10 protein-coding genes and 1 pseudogene are annotated in these 15,570 nt (G+C 64.1%); 6 read left to right on the forward strand and 5 right to left on the reverse strand.

Annotated elements, in window-relative coordinates:
* The first annotated feature begins 19 nt into the window (after positions 1-19).
* The gene (locus ASF57_RS04925) at positions 20-1,411 is read left to right on the forward strand and encodes an MFS transporter (RefSeq protein ID WP_056480715.1); all 1,392 of its coding nucleotides are present in this window, start codon (positions 20-22) and stop codon (positions 1,409-1,411) included.
* On the opposite strand, the gene ASF57_RS04930 is transcribed toward ASF57_RS04925, so the two are convergent.
* Positions 1,368-1,724 carry a hypothetical protein gene (locus tag ASF57_RS04930; protein WP_082503699.1) on the reverse strand — a complete coding sequence of 119 codons (357 nt, stop codon included), beginning with the start codon at positions 1,722-1,724 and terminating at the stop codon, positions 1,368-1,370. The two genes, ASF57_RS04925 and ASF57_RS04930, sit on opposite strands and share 44 nt — an antisense overlap.
* A gap of 970 nt (positions 1,725-2,694) precedes the next feature.
* Between ASF57_RS04930 and ASF57_RS04935 the strand changes: the two genes are divergently transcribed.
* Positions 2,695-4,641, forward strand: a complete 1,947-nt coding sequence (locus tag ASF57_RS04935; protein WP_056480719.1) for a PAS domain-containing protein — start codon at positions 2,695-2,697, stop codon at positions 4,639-4,641.
* 488 nt (positions 4,642-5,129) lie between these two features.
* Here the strand turns inward: ASF57_RS04935 and ASF57_RS04940 are convergent, their stop codons facing one another.
* Positions 5,130-6,407 carry a cation:proton antiporter gene (locus tag ASF57_RS04940; protein WP_056480721.1) on the reverse strand — a complete coding sequence of 426 codons (1,278 nt, stop codon included), beginning with the start codon at positions 6,405-6,407 and terminating at the stop codon, positions 5,130-5,132.
* Positions 6,408-6,666: 259 nt separating this feature from the next.
* The gene (locus tag ASF57_RS04945) at positions 6,667-7,176 is read right to left on the reverse strand and encodes a hypothetical protein (protein ID WP_244476814.1); all 510 of its coding nucleotides are present in this window, start codon (positions 7,174-7,176) and stop codon (positions 6,667-6,669) included.
* Positions 7,177-7,447: 271 nt separating this feature from the next.
* Here ASF57_RS04945 and ASF57_RS04950 point away from each other — a divergent pair, with 271 nt between their 5' ends.
* Entirely contained in the window at positions 7,448-9,406 is a 1,959-nt protein-coding gene (locus tag ASF57_RS04950; protein WP_056480759.1) for an AI-2E family transporter, read from the forward strand.
* Positions 9,407-9,644: 238 nt separating this feature from the next.
* On the opposite strand, the gene ASF57_RS04955 is transcribed toward ASF57_RS04950, so the two are convergent.
* Positions 9,645-11,198, reverse strand: coding sequence for an O-antigen ligase family protein (locus ASF57_RS04955; protein ID WP_156375967.1), 1,554 nt, complete (start codon positions 11,196-11,198; stop codon positions 9,645-9,647).
* A 221-nt stretch (positions 11,199-11,419) separates the two neighbouring features.
* On the reverse strand, positions 11,420-12,850 hold the full coding sequence (locus tag ASF57_RS04960; RefSeq protein WP_056480727.1) for a phosphomannomutase: 1,431 nt from the start codon (positions 12,848-12,850) through the stop codon (positions 11,420-11,422).
* 289 nt (positions 12,851-13,139) lie between these two features.
* On the opposite strand from ASF57_RS04960, the gene ASF57_RS25400 reads away from it, so the two are divergent.
* From ASF57_RS25400 to ASF57_RS04970, 3 genes and pseudogenes are all read left to right on the forward strand, one after another.
* The gene (locus tag ASF57_RS25400) at positions 13,140-13,325 is read left to right on the forward strand and encodes a hypothetical protein (RefSeq protein ID WP_156375968.1); all 186 of its coding nucleotides are present in this window, start codon (positions 13,140-13,142) and stop codon (positions 13,323-13,325) included.
* Between the two features lie 183 nt (positions 13,326-13,508).
* Positions 13,509-14,558: a glycosyltransferase family 4 protein gene (locus ASF57_RS24345; RefSeq protein ID WP_162241534.1), complete on the forward strand. Its 1,050-nt coding sequence runs from the start codon at positions 13,509-13,511 to the stop codon at positions 14,556-14,558.
* Positions 14,559-15,106: 548 nt separating this feature from the next.
* Positions 15,107-15,570 (forward strand): annotated as a pseudogene (locus ASF57_RS04970) (1,3-1,4-beta-glycanase); the annotation flags it as partial.

A 15,570-nucleotide genomic window follows, 5' to 3' on the forward strand; every position in this document is an offset into this window, starting at 1 on the left:
CGTCCGCAGCGCGCCGCGCATGCGTGAAGGCCCGGGCAGGGCGGCCGCGTCGGTCCCGAGCCGGACGCTCCTGGGCATCGGCTCGCTGGTGCTGATGGCGCTCGCGCAGCTCTCGGCGGCCAGCGACCGCTTCCTCCTCACTCTCGTGACCACTCCGGTGAAGCAGGCGCTGGCCCTGAGCGACGCCCAGCTCGGGGTTCTCCACGGCTCCGCCTTCGTCGCCTTCTACGCGCTGACGATGCCGCTGTTCGGCAGCCTGGCCGATCGCGGCCACCAGCGTCGAATCCTCGTCGCCAGCATCGCGATCTGGACCCTGGCGACCCTCGGATTCGGCCTGGCCGGATCGTTCTGGGGCCTGTGTCTCAGCCGCCTGGCTCTCGGCTTCGGCCAAGCCGGCCTCGCCCCGGCCTCCCTCTCGCTGATCGCACACGGGTCGGCTCCGCGCCGGATGGCCTTCAACGTGTCCCTGTTCACTGCGGGCGGCAGCCTGGGCCAGAGCTGTGCCCTGCTCGCCGGCGGCGCGACCCTGGCGTGGCTTGCGGGGCGCGGCGGCATGGTCTTTCTCGGCCTCGGTGCCCTGTCGCCGTGGCGGGCGCTCTTCGTCCTGGCCTGCCTGCCGAACCTCCTCCTGATCCTGGCCGCCATCCGCCTGACGCCGCTCCGGGCTCCGCCGGCCCATCGGGGCGGGTTGAGGCCGGCCTGGGCCTGGATGGGCCGCCGCTGGAGGCTTTATCTGCCCCATTGCGTCGCGGCGGCCTGCGCCGTCCTCATGGGCCGGACCCTGGTGGCCTGGGGGCCGACCCTCTACGTCCGCAGCCACGGCATGAGCCCATCGGAGAGCGGGATCGTGCTCGGCCTGCTGCTGCTGATCGCCGGTCCGCTCGGCCACCTTTCCGCCGGCCTGATCCTGGGGCGGATCGACCGCGCCCGTCGGCGGGCGGCGAGCTCGCGGATGCTGGGCCTCGGCCTCCTCGCCGCTCTGCCATTGGCGGTCGTCATGGCGGTGGTGCCGGACCGGACGTTGTCGCTGTCCGCCTTCACCGTCCTGACGGCGATGCTCGGGCTCACGGCTCCGGCCGCCGTCACGGGGGTGCAGTTGCTGACGCCGGTGGCGCTGCGGGGGCGGGTGAGCGCGCTCTTCATCGCCGGTGTGACCCTGTCGGCCTCGGGCACCGGTCCGCCGCTCCTCGGCCTTCTGTCCGATACGGTCTTCGGGGCCGATCATCTCGGGCGGGCCCTGATCACGCTGTTCGTGCTGGTGGGCTGTCCCGGGATCGGTCTGGCGTTCCATGCTGCGCGCCTGTCGAGCCATGCTGCGCGCCTGTCGAGCCCTGCTGCGCACCTGCCGACTTTCGCTGCAAGCGTGTTCAGCGCCGCCAGGCGCCGAACCAGGACGAGACCGGATCGATGACGTCGCTGGCGACGGAGGCGGCCCAGGCCCGGGCCGCGAGCGCGAGATGCCGGCCGATCCGCTCCTGCGGCCGAGCCGTCTCCGCCGTCATCGCGGCGGCCACGAAGGCGTCCTCCTGGGCCTGACATTCGTCGAGGGCGCTGCGCTGAGACGCGGCCCTGCTCTGGGTCCGGGGCTGATGCGCAAAGGCCTCCCGGACGCAGTCGTGCCAAGCGTGTTCGAGGGCCGCGAGCCCGACCTCGGACCCGGAACCCGACGCGGCGACCGCGGGCTGCGGCGCGAAACTCATCAGCAGGAGGGCAGACCAAAGCATCAGGCGCATGCCGAAACTATGCCCGATTGCCCCGCCCATCGCCTAGAACAAAAGCGCAACACGCGCGCCTCGGCGATGACGATGGTGGGGCCACTTGAGCGGTGACGGCTGCCCAAATCGCGCAGGCGATCCCGTCGAACGAACGCCACGTCGCAAGAGCGCGGTACGCCGCTGTGGCGAGATCGAGAGAAGAAGGAGCGGGTTGCGGGCCTGGAGCCCCCGCCTCCCCGTTGGGCATCCGATTCGCGCGAAAACATGCGTGCACTGAAACGACCGTCCTGGTTGGCTTACCGAGGAGCTGTTCTAAAGGAGGTTCGTGAGGCAAGCGTCTCCCCATCGATGTGTCCGGGTCCCGATGTATCGCTCCTGCGGGTCACGCGCTTCTCTTCGCGGTCGGCCCGGAGCCGCCGCGTGATGGGGGGCAGGAGAGCGAAGCGTCTCAATCTGTTTCACGACCTGGCCTGCTGTCCCGGGCCGGTTCCTATGGGGTGATTGGGGTCTGGCTGCGGGTCGGCTGAAGGCGGCTGCTCCGATCGAGATGTGAGATCGTGGTCGAGGTTGGATCGCCACAGCATCAGGATGGAAGAGCCAGGAGGTACTTTTCCGGGCTCGACGTCCCTCTAGAGGAAACGCGATCTGCCGAGTCGATGAGACGGGACGGCTCATGCAGGAGCCGCGAGCCGCATCGACACAGGTCCGGAGCGGAAGCCGACGCCGGTCTCGTCGGCCAGGGTGTGGCGCGCTCGAGACCCTCTTCTCTCGCAAAGCAACAACATAGTTTAACTTGGCCTAGCGGATGCAAATCACAACGCCGTGAAACAGTCTGTGTTGATGATTGAATGTAGATCGGCGCTCGCCTTTAAGATGTTTCGGTTTTGTTTAATCGAAGTCGATTAGGGAGAGCCCAGATGCGAACGCGCATCGCAGGAGCGGCTCCGTGGCGTTTTTCGACTCTGACTTGCGCGCGCTGATGGCCGCTATCGACAGGTCCAGAGCCCGCATCGAGTTTACCCCTGACGGCACGGTGCTCACCGCCAATACGCTCTTCCTCGACCTGATGGGGTACACCCTCGGCGAGTTGACGGGGCAGCATCACGCCCGGTTCGTGTCCCCCGCGGAGCAGGGAAGCGAGGCCTATCGCGCCTTCTGGAACGCCTTGGGTCGTGGCGAGCCGCAGACGCGCGAGTTCAAGCGGTTCGCGAAAGACGGCCGCGCGGTGTGGATCCAGGCCACCTACAACCCGGTTCTCGACCGCGCCGGGCGCGTGACCCGGGTGGTCAAGCTCGCCACCGATGTGACCCCGCAGGTGCTGCGCAACATCGACCATGACGGGCAGCTCGAAGCCCTGCAGCGCTCCCAGGCCGTCATCGAGTTTGCCCTCGACGGGACGATCCTCGATGCGAACGCCAACTTCCTGGCTGCTGTGGGCTACGGGCTCGACGAGGTCCAGGGACGCCATCACAGCCTGTTCGTGGATCCGACCGAGCGCGAGGGGGCGGCGTATCGCGCCTTCTGGGCGGATCTCGGCCGAGGCGAGTTCCGCTCGGGCGAGTTCAAGCGCATCGCCAAGGGTGGGCGCGAGATCTGGATCCAGGCCACTTACAATCCGATCCGCGACCGGGATGGCGTCCCGATCAAGGTGGTGAAGTTTGCCACCGACATCACGGCGCAGAAGCTGCAGGTCGCCGACGCGATGGGTCAGCTGGCGGCTGTCAACCGGTCGCAGGCGGTGATCGAGTTCGCGCCCGACGCGACGGTCCTCGACGCCAATGCCAACTTCCTGTCGGCGCTCGGTTACGGGATCGAGGAGATCCGGGGGCGGCCGCACGCGATGTTCGTCGAGCCCGGCTATGCGCAGACGGCCGACTACGCCGCGTTCTGGGACCGCCTGCGCGCCGGCCACTACGCCTCGGGCATGTTCCAGCGTTTCGGCAAGGGCGGCCGGCCCGTCTGGATCCAGGCGAGCTACAACCCCATCTTCGATCCCGCCGGCCGCCTGACCAAGATCGTGAAGTACGCTAGCGACGTCTCGGCCAACATGAAGGCGCGCTCCGTTGCGGTCGAGGCCGCCGAACGCACCCTCGACAACGTCCAGGCGGTCACGGATGCGGCGGACGCCATGAACGCTGCCGCTCTGGAAATTTCCCGCAGCATGGCTCAGTCCAAGACCGTGGTGGACGACATCCATGGCCGGGCCGGCGAGGCGGATGCCGCCACCGAGCGGCTGCGCGGCGCGGCGCGGTCGATGAGTGGCGTCGCCACGATGATCACGGACATCGCCCAGCAGATCAATCTCCTGGCCCTGAACGCGACGATCGAGGCGGCCCGCGCCGGAGAGGCCGGGCGCGGCTTCGCGGTCGTGGCGACCGAGGTGAAGAACCTGGCCGGTCAGGCGGCGGCCGCCACGAACCGGATCAGCGACGAGATCGCCGGTATGCAGGCGGTCTCCACCGAGGTCGCGACGACCCTGGCGACGATCACGGCGGCAATCGGCACGATCAGCCAGCATGTCGATGGCGTCACCGCCTCGATGGATGAGCAGGCGCAGGCCACGGGCAAGATCCTGGGCAGTATGCAGCAGGCCGCCGACGGGGTGTCGAGCATCAGCACGGGACTGGACAACTGGACCATCGGGATGGAGGAGCGGCGCACCGAGCGAAGAACGCGCGTCCTCCTGCAGGCCGGGATCCGCCTGCCCGGTGGCGAACGCATTGCCTGCTCCATCCGCGACCTGTCGGAGGGCGGCGCACGATTGCATCTCGATCAGGCGGCGCAGGTGCCGGATCGGTTCGAGATCATCATCGATGCCGACGGACGCCAGTTCGACTGTGCCGTGCGGCATCGGTTGGGCATGAGTCTGAACGTGCAGTTCCTGTCGGCGAAGAACGGACGATCGGCGGGCGCAAGCGCTCGGTAGGGTAGGCTGCCCTCCTACGCCCTCGCTTTGAGGGGCGGGCTTGTCCAATCGGCCAGAGCCGGCCCCGATCTGTTGGCTGCAGATTGCCAGCCTCAGGAGCTGGGTACTCTCCGGTGACGGGTCTGTCGCCAAAGGGCCAAGTCCTCGAGCGAAGCGGCGCCGGGCGATTGATCAAGAGCGCATCTGTTCCGTGGCCTGCGCTCTCGGTTGCCCCATGGCGCGGGAGCCTGGAATCGGCGCAGGCTTCGCGTCCGCCCGGCGGAGGGATCGGGACACAGGATGTCGGATCATGTCCGGCAGCCTGGAACGACAATCCGACCCTCGTCGGACCTCATTGTTGGACGGCACTGGCGAAGCCGGATCGTGCATCGAGACGGCTCGGCGTCGTCGCTCTCCGTTCGATCTGCTGCATGGTTTCCCTTGGGTTCGGCCGCAAAGCGCCGAGCCAAGGTCAAGCAACTGCGTTCCAATCACCCGGCCCCACGGGATCAGCTTTGACACAGGCTCAGGTCGAGTTGAGCGCTTTCCGTGTCCCGCCCCATCCGTCGATCGAGGGCGCGCAACACCGGCGTGACCGTGACGCCGTGCAGGAGGATGGAGATCAGCACGGTCAGGCCGGCCGTCGCCCAGAGCAGATCCGCCTCCGGGAACGTTGCATGGCTCATGGCGAAGGCGAGATAATAGACCGTCCCAAGGCCACGAATGCCGAAGAAGCTGACCACGGCGCGGTCCTCCCGGGATCGCCCGCTTCCCAGAAGACCGATCCAGCACGCCAGGGGTCGAACGACCAGAAGCGCCAGCATGGCGAACGCGAAGGCGTGCCACGTGAGAGCCTGGAGCAGGCCTCCGGCAGCGAGCATGGCTCCAAAGCCCACGAGCAGGACCATCATCAGCAGCCGTTCGAGCTCCTCGGCATAGTTGTGCATCTTGCGGTGGTAGTCATGCCCGTGGCTTGACGCGCGCAGCGCCAGGGCTGCTGCAAAGACGCCCACGAAGCCGTAGCCGTCGACAGCCTGGACGCAGCCGTAGGCGATGCAGGTCACCCCCAGGGCGACGAAGCCATCCCCCGTTCGGGACAGCTTCGACAGGTTGGGCAGGTGGAAGGTCAGCCATCCCAGCATCCGTCCGATCAACGCGCCGAGGACGGCGCCGACGAGGATCTTCCAGAGCACGTCGACCGCCAACCAGTGCGACCAGGGCACATCCGCGAGGCTGCCGGAACCCGCCAACGCCATCGCGAGATTCACGAACGGGAAGGCAAGCCCGTCGTTCAGGCCGGCTTCAGAGGTGAGGGCGAAACGCGGCTCGTCCTCGTGGTCCTCGGCCGGATGGCCAACCTGGACATCGGAGGCGAGCACCGGGTCGGTCGGTGCCAGTGACGAGGCGAGAAGCAGGGCTGCCGCGGCGCCCAACCCCAGCAGGGCCGATCCCAGAACGGTCAGTGCCAGGATGGTCAGTGGCATGCCGATGCCGAGCAGGCGCCACGTCAACGACCAGCGCTTCCAGCCGATGAAGCGGTCGATCTTCAGACCGGCGCCCATCAGCGAGATCACGACGACCGCCTCGGTGGCATGTTCGATGAGCTTGAGGTGCGTGCCCGGATGTGGCGTGACTGCGCCGATGGCAGGGACCAGCGACAAGGCCGCACCGATGCCGACGCAGCAGATGGGCAAGGACAACGGCAGTGCCCGAAGCACCATCGGCAACCATGCCGTCAGAAGCACCAGGACACCGAACCCGGCGACGACGATAACATAGGTTTCCATCGGGAGGCGAACCGCTCTCGATGGAGTCTCGTTCCCGATCGTCGAACCTCTGCGACTCTGGCTCTGGTCGGCATGCTCGCCCGTCACCGGCCGGGCGAGCCGGCGCGTGTCAGTGCCGGCGCGGCATGACCGCGTCGCCATTGCGCAGGATGCCGGGTCCCACCGCGTCGCGTGGCCGGAAAACACCGCCCCTCCTGTCCGCACGGAGAAGGGCCGAGCCTCTATGCGGGTCGATGATCACGCTCAGTCAAGCATCGGCTCACACATCCGGGGTCGGAACGACATCGACGGGAACGGGCTGGACGGGAACGACAGCGCGCGAACGCGGGACCGGACGGATCTCCGAGGCTTTCAGGACGCGAAACAGCGCAAAGCCGGCAAGCGCCGCCGCCGCGAAGGTGACGCCTGGACGGCGGCGGACGACGGCATCCACCTCGTCGTAGATTTCGCTGAACGTGCGCCGGTTGATGCCGTCGGCGAACTCCTCGATTCCTTCGGCGGCCGCATCGAAGAAGGCCTTGATGTTGGGCTGATCGGAAAAGCCGGACCCACCTGCCCGGATGGCATCCCCAACATCCGACACGACCCGAGACACATCAGCCTTCCGCTTCCCGGCGTAGCCGACCGCCTGCATCCGGATTTCGTCAGCGAAGCCACCGATCGTTTCAGGACTCGTCTCGGCTGAGCCCAGCGGCTGGTCCTTGGCGGTCTCATGCATCGTAGCCCACTCCGCACGACAGGTTTCTGTCAAAATCACACGGGAAAGCAAAAGCCGATCCTTCGGGTTCCATGGGGGCCGATCCCGGTGCCTCCCAGATCCGATCTGGGTACCGCCAAGACTTGAACCGGCGTCTTACGCGACACAACGCACGCGCGTGCCGGGAAAAGGTGCCCCCTGCAGAGTGGCGCGGGTTGTCGATAGGGGCAGCTGATCAAACCCTCAGCGTGAGCGTTGCGACGCGGACGGGGGCTGAAAGCGGTCCGATCGCGTTAAGGGCATGCGTCGTGAAGCCAGGCGCGACGGTCCGGGAGTCCTCTGCATGCACACCGACGACGATGCTGTTGCCGTCCGCCCGCCTGCGCAGGTTCCTCCACCTCTCGTGCCGGGCTTTCGTGGGCTGCTGACGCTCGCGGTCGGCGTGGTTCTCGTGGCGGCGCTGTATTTCGGGCGCGAGGTGTTTATCCCCCTCGTGCTGGCCGTCCTTCTCAGCTTCGTCCTGGGACCCGTGGTCAATCTCCTGAGGCGGATCAAGCTGGGACGCGTGCCCTCGGTGATCGTCGCCGTCCTCCTTGCCCTCGCGGTGATCGGCGGCATCGGCGCTCTCATCGGCACCCAGGTCGCTGGCTTGGCCGGGAACCTGCCGCAGTATCAGGCCACCGTGCACAAGAAGTTCGCTGGCCTGCAGCAGGGCTGGCTCGGGGAGGCCAATCGGGTCCTGCAGAAGTTCAACCATCAGGTTCACGACGCCACTCAGAAGGCCGACGCGGCCGGTACCGCTGCGGTGACCGGCCCGGCAGGCGATACGCCCGAGGCGCAACTGGTTCGGGTCCAGGAACCCGAGGTCTCGCCGCTGACCCTGGCTCGGAATGTCCTTGGTCCCATCGTCGAGCCGTTGACCACGATCGGCATTGTTCTTGTCGTGGTGGTGTTTCTGCTCCTGCAGCGTGAAGACCTCCGCAACCGTATGATCCGCTTGCTCGGGTCGAGCGACCTGCACCGGACGACCGTTGCCATGGACGACGCCGCAGGCCGGCTCGGCACCTACTTCCTCGCACAGCTCGGAATGAATGCGGCGTTTGGTTTCATTATCGGCGTGGGGCTCTGGCTCATCGGGGTGCCGAATCCGCTCCTGTGGGGGGTCTTCTCCGCCTTGATGCGCTTCGTGCCCTATATCGGCGCGTTCATCTCAGCCCTGCTCCCCCTTGCGCTCGCGGCAGCCGTCGATCCCGGTTGGGGCATGGTGATCGCCACCGCCGCCCTTTTCCTGGTTGCCGAGCCCTTGTTCGGCCATGTCATCGAACCGCTCCTTTACGGTCATTCCACTGGCCTCTCGCCCTTCGCAGTCGTCGTCTCGACCCTGTTCTGGGGGTTCTTGTGGGGACCCATCGGCCTGATCCTCGCGACGCCCTTCACCGTGTGCCTGGTCGTCCTCGGACGCCACGTCGAAAGTCTGGAATTCCTTGACGTGCTGCTCGGTGACCGGCCGCCGCTCACGCCCATCGAAAACTTCTACCAGCGGATGCTGGCGGGCGACCCGGACGAGGTGCGCGATCTCGCCGAGGCGATGCTCAAGGAGCGCTCGCTCTCCTCATATTACGACGAAGTGGCGTTGAAGGGCCTGCAACTCGCGGCCAACGACTTCGGTCGCGGGGTCGTCACGCCCGCACAGCTGGAAAACATCAGAGCATCCTCCCGCTCCCTGGTCGCGGATTTCGAGACCCATCCCGACATCGAGCCTGATGGCGAGGCCAAGGCGTTCAACCCGAAGGAGACTCCAAGCCTGGCCGAGCGCGCCCATCCCAAGAACGAGGCCGTACCGGGTCACGCGCCGCCTCCCGAGGCCTTGCCGGAAGCGTGGCGTGGCGAAGCACCTGTCCTCTGCGTCGCCGGCCGCGGTCCTCTCGATGAGGCGTCCTCGGCAATGCTGGCTCAGCTGCTGCGCAAGCACGGACTCGGCGCTCGAGTCGCCGACCACGACGCGGTTTCACGCGACCGTATCCGTGATCTCGATCTGAACGGCGTGGCGATGGTGTGCATCTCCTACCTCGACATCACCGGCAACCCGGCGCACCTGCGCTACCTGCTGGAACGCCTGAGGCGGCGTGCGCCGAACGTGCCTGTGCTGGTGGGCCTTTGGCCCGTCGGCGAGAAGATTCTCACCGACGCTGCCATTGGTCGACAGGTTGGGGCGGACGTCTACGTGTCCTCGCTGAGGGATGCCGTCGAGGCTTGTCTGAAGGCGGCGCGCGGCGAGGCCGACCGTGAGCTTGCGGCCTGATCCGCATCAGGGCCTCGTTCCCAGCGTACCTGAGCCGTTGGCCCCGGGGTTGATGATGCACGCTTCACGGTGGCGTGGAGGGACGCGCTATGGCGCAGTTCGACATGGCCGCTTTATCATGCCAACGCCACAACGACGGAGCGCAGCCAACTCGTCGCAATGATGAAAAGCCCTGACGGTATTCAGAACCACGGCCGGGGCTGTGACGGACTTGGAGAGGCCATTATCGCTCCCCTGATCAGTATCCGCGCGAGACCTGCGTCGTGCCTTCGGGAACCTGTGTCGAGCCGACAAGGGCGCCGCCGACGCGGGATGACTGAACGTTGCCTTTGCGAGAGGAGCGAGAGCGTTCCACTGCGTTAAAATCATACGCGTAGACACCGGCAATCGTGAACAGAAGGCTCATCGTACCAAATCCTCCAAAGAGCTGGATATCTTGGTATTGGCTGACGATCATGACTGTGGCGCAGGAGAAATAGAAAACACTCGTGATGTTCGCCGAGTAATAAACCCACCGGTAGCACATCAAGAATGTCCACGACAGCATCGTCGCCACGATCAGGAGGCCGAACAGCCCCAGGTCAATCTGGGATTGATAGAACAGATTGTGGAAGTGGAAGCCCATACGACTTTGAACATGGTTTTCGAGCCATAGCATCTCGGCCAGAGGGTTACCTTGGACCCAAAATCCGTTGTAGCCCCATCCCAGCCAGAATTTGGTGGGAATGATTTTGCTGGCCCAATCCCAAAGCACCGTGCGGCCTGTCAACGTCGGAGATTTGCCGACGAGTTGAAGCAATTCACCGGAAAAATTCGAGAGAACAAAAAATCCGACGCCGCTGAATATCACGATGACGATCGAGATCTGCTCGATCGTCGATCGAAACATGCGTCGCGGGAGCAGGAAGGCCAGATAGATCGACGTCATCAAACCGAGGCCGATCGTCAGAATGACGATCATGGCGATCGATTTGGCGGAATAGCACACGACATAGGACAGCGGCAGAATTGCCAGGTAAAACAATCTGATCGGAACGAATCTCTTCGAATCCATCGCATGGTGGGCGCAGCACAGGCCGAACAACGCTCCGATCATGGACATCGAGTTTTTATTGTAGTAGACGCCAGACCAGTTTATTTCGTTGGTCATACTATCAAGAACACGACGATTGACGATAAAACCAAGTAAAATTGCCAAGATCAGGCTAAGAAACATGATATGAACGAATTGTTTGGCGGGGACCAAACGACATAACATGACCCCAAACGCGATCATCAGCACGGCCTGCAAGGCCGTTCGCGCCGTCGATTCCGGGACTGCCGACCATAACGTCGACAACAGAGCGTAGGCAGGAAGCAGAAGTAGGATGGCCTTCTGGCTCTCGAACTCCCGCAAAAATGCGGTTGGATACGCGGCGACGATGACGATCATCACGATGAAGAGGAGATACAAGAAGGCGGAGCCGATCACCTCGTTGTAAATCATTCCATTGAGACAGAGCGCAGCAAACAACCAGCTGAAAACGGACGTTTTCTGCGCCGTGTTCCTATAGGATTGCGCGTGCGTTGGCTGTGTCACTCCGGTTCCCTCTTTGGCAGCAACGCTCATCGACATCAGACCCGCAAATTCCCAGGAGCGACGAGGCTCGTAGCGTTGGGCACCCCTGCCTGTATCCAGGCTGCCCTTCGACTGCACAATTCGTAAGATTTCAGACTGTCGGCGACAATGCTCGCGGCGGATCACGTTGTTGCTTCTAGCACATCGGTCGATGAGGCTGATACCCTGCGCCACGTCCGAATCGCGCGGGCGGACGCGGCGTGAAGCCTGATTTCGAAAGACTCATCAGCACCTTGCCGCGCTCGACCGCGCTACCGAGAGCGCGGCACCGGGAGCGCGATACGGGGACCCGCAGGAAGGCTGTGGGACCACGCTCTGCCTGCTTCAGTGGAAGCCCCGCCCAAGGGCGAGGCTTCGTGTCTCGCCTCCGGCTGGAAGGGGCGGCGCTGGATCCCTCACGGACGCGCGGCGGCCGATGATGTCATGGCATCCGCTGCTGCGGACAGTCCCCACCGCACCAGGTCTTCAGCTTCGACCGAGGTGTTGGCCTCCGCGTAGCACCGCAGTTCCGGTGCATTCCCGGAGGCGCGGAAATGGAGGGTCCGCCCGCCATCGAGTTCCATGCGGACGCCGTCCTGGGTATCGACCGCGCGTGCGGCTCCGATGGGTTGCAGGAAGCGGCTTCGGAAGGTCTCCTGGCCGAGTTGCTGCAGGAAGGCGCTGCTGTGTTCAGCCGGCGTTTCCGGCAACCGATCGCTCGCGGTTTCCCCGGCATGCAAGGAGGCCACGAGCCCGGCCAGCGTCAGGCCGCTCGCGCGCGTGGCCGCCAGGGTCGCCAGGATCGGCAGCATCGCGTCACGTGTCGGTAGGGCGGCCAAGGTCCGGCCGTTCACCTGGGCGTCCGACCCGAGCAGGAACCCACCATTCGCCTCGAAGCCGACAACGAGCGCCGAACCGTCCTCCTTGGCCTGCGCCATGCCGGCGATGACGAAAGGCGAGCCGACCCGTGTGCGGACCACACGGCTGAACCCACCCGCACGCTCCATGGCCGAACCGGCCGTGACCGGAACCACAACCGTGTCGGCGTTCAGGTAGCGGGCTGTGATCAACCCGAGGACGTCCCCACGAACGATCCGGCCGGCTTCGTCGGCCACCAACGGTCGATCGGCATCGCCGTCGGTCGTGACGAGGGCGTCGTAGGTGCCGGAGGACATGGCATCGCGGACGAAGGCAATATCCTCCGGCCGATGGGCTTCGGTGTCGATCGGCACGAACGTCTCCGAGCGGCCGATGGCTGTCACCTGCGCTCCCAAGGATTCGAGCGCGTCGACCAGCACATCACGGGCGACGGAGCTCTGTTGGTAGACGGCGATCCGCTGTCCCGCGAGGGCGTCCTGCGCGAACACATCGCGATAGCGCCGGAGGTAGCGGTCTCGGGCACTCGATTCCGGTGTGGCGGGAACGATCCCCATCGAACCCACTGCCGAGACGTCCCCGAGAGCATCCAGGATCGCGACTTCGTCGGCCTTCGTGATCTCACCGTCGGGGCGATAGAATTTCAGCCCATTGCGGTCCTGAGGGATGTGGCTGCCGGTCACCATCACCGCGCAGCTCCCGCGGCGCAACCCTTCCAGCGCGAGAGCCGGCGTCGGAAGCGGACCGCAATCAATCGCCGTAAACCCTGCCTCGGCGGCAGCGGCGGCGACGGTCGCGGCGATCCCTTCGCTGCTGTCGCGCAGGTCGCGTCCGATGACAACGGTGCGGTTGGCCCCAGCCGTAGTCGCAACAGAACGAAAGAAGGCGCGGGCGTAGGCGTAACTCGGCCACCCGACGAGGTCGGTGACGAGACCGCGTAAGCCGCTCGTCCCAAATTTCAGACTGCTCATGATGTTTTTACTCGCAATCGGCGCGCCGGCGCTTTCGGTAAGAGTGCAAACGCCAGCTTCTATGGAAAGCCGGGCGCCTCCTCAAACGGTGCCATCCGAAACGCGTTCATTTTACGTCGCCGGATCGGACTGCATCTCTTGTTTGACACGCAAGCCTCGGACGGATCGCGCGCCAATCGTTTTCGACCCCGGTTCTCGTTCGACGGCATCATTCCGCACGCCTGCCATCCGACGGGCCGGGATGTCTGGCAGGTTCCGCCCCGGAGGATCGCCGACGGAATGCCGTGGAGTGAAGCTCGATATCCGCCGCAGCGCGAGGCCGTCCGGCGCCGCAATCGGGCAACGGATCGTCATCTTCGCTTGTCTGGCGTCAGAGTGCCGAGACCGCGCTGCACGCCGCCGTCAGATTTTCAAGAAAGCCGACGCGCTGCCTGAGATACTCAGATTTGGCAGAAACTATATTTTCCGTCTGTGAGCGAGATCGCAAATAAGGGAAGCTTTGGAAGGGAGATTCCGCCATCTGAGTTCATTTCCCAGAAGCGCGAAAACTTGCATCTGCTTTTGCCGTTGTGTTGCAGTCCTTTGCGACATATGGGTGATGCTTCTTGGGGCTCGCGGCCAACCGCCTGCGTGCCATCCCGCAAATCAAGGTTTTTTCATGCGCAGTGCAGTCTTGCTTGGTAAAGGTCGCTACGCTGATGAAATTCGCGGCTTTGAAGCAGAGGACGGCCCTCGCACAGAATTCATTACCGTTGCGCGCAGGATAGACGCGAAGGTTTTTTCGTTTGCTACGGCCCGGTCGGAGCGGAGTGCTTTGTTCGGGCGATTGTTTGGACGAAAGCCAGTCATTGGATCAGTCGTGAACTTCGTCATACAGGCTGGCTCAATCGATCGGTGCTATGTGACGGGCGAGGATATCGGGATCGTTGCGGCAATACTGCTGCGATTGAGAGGATGGCAGGGAAAATTGTATTGTGTTTTCCATGCAATGACCCCGAAAAAAGCAAAAATACTTAGGCTTATCGGTCACAAAATGTTTGGTGTCTTCATTGTGGTGAGCGAGAAGCAGCGACGTCTTCTCATCGAGGAAGGCAACGTGCCGCCCGAGAAGGTCCTCACGGTTCACAACTGGGTGGATGATCGGTTTTTTCATCCGCGCGACCTCGCGCGCGCGACCTCGCCAGGCGCAAAGGTCGTGATGGCGTGCGGTGCAGAAAATCGTGACTATCCAACCCTGGTTCGGGCGATGAAAACCGTCGATGCCGATCTCAAACTCTTCGCCCATGGATTTTATGGAACGCATCAGGGCACCGTCGATCCATCAGCACAGGATCGGATCAGGCTGATGCCGCGGGTGTCCTTCTCGGATCTGCTCAAAAGCTACCAGGATGCTGACGTGATCGCGGTTCCGCTCAACGAAGTTGATTACGCCGCGGGCGTCACCGGCCTCGTCGAAGCCATGGCGTGCGGGAAAGTCGTCGTGGTCAGCGCAACGGCGGGTTTGGACGGCTATCTCGATGGCATCGATCCGACGCTGCTCGTGAAGCCGCACCAGCCGACGGACCTCGCGCAGGCTGTCTCGAAAGCCTTAGCCATCGCCCACGACCCGGCGCGCCAAGATGGCTCTCGCAATCGTGATTGGGTCGTGAAGCACTGCAGTCTCGATAACTATGTACAAAAGGTCGCGAATTTGATGGCGGCGACTTAGATGGTTTGTCTCAGGGCTGGGTAAGGTCACTTTTGTTTAGAATCGGTCGCGGTTCTGCCGCGGCTCGACTTTCTTCGTGTCCGGGTGTGGCTGCGTCAGGGCACTGGTCTTCGGGCGGCAGGGACGCTTGGAGAAAGCCTGGGGAGGATCCCCATAGGGGGTTCGTTCGATCTCTGACCAACGGGAACGCCGAGGCGTCGGGCTCATCCCTCCGCAAGACCGACTGACCCGGTTGCGCCACGTTGACACAGTTCGAGACGAAAATGCTCCCGAGCCCAGCTCGGGCCAAGCATTTGAAGAATCGCTGCAATTGATGAGGGCAGTAGCCCAGGCATTGAGTAGCTCTCGCAGCGACGCCGCCACAATTTAGCCGCACCCAGCAACAAGCCGCCAAATTTACTACTTAGGCCTGGGAATTGCGAAACTATTCGTGAGCCCACGACGTTATGGTGGAAACTGAGGGGAAGCCCTGTTAACGACAGGCTAACCGCACTTCCCAGCCTCTGAGGAACACCGCATTGGCAACCCTTGATTATGCCGGCAACCCGATGCCGGAGAGCGGCCCACGGACAACGGCGGCCACCTTTGGCTCGGTCAAGGGTACGACCTATATGGGGACTGCCGGCAACAATGCGTTCCGCAGCACAGCCAGCGATGTCACGTTCGTCGGCGGGGCAGGCGATGACGCCTACATTATCGCCGCTGCGAACACGAAGATCGTCGAGAATGCCGGTGAGGGCACCGACACCGTCACGGTTTATGGCGGGCGCTACACGCTGGGCGATAACCTCGAGAACCTGAACTTTCAGGGTGTGGGGACCGGTTTCGGCAATGCGACCGCTAACCTCATCGTCGGCAACGCGGACGCCCAGACCTTCGACGGAGGCCTCGGCAACGACGTGATGACGGGCGGTGGCGGCGCCGACGGCTTCGTGCTGACCAAGGGCACCGGGCATGACGTGGTCACCGATTTCGTGTCCGGGATCGACCACATCCAGCTCAACAACTATCC

Origin of the sequence: Methylobacterium sp. Leaf117 (assembly GCF_001422985.1) — a bacterium.
In the GTDB taxonomy this organism is placed as follows: Bacteria; Pseudomonadota; Alphaproteobacteria; order Rhizobiales; family Beijerinckiaceae; genus Methylobacterium.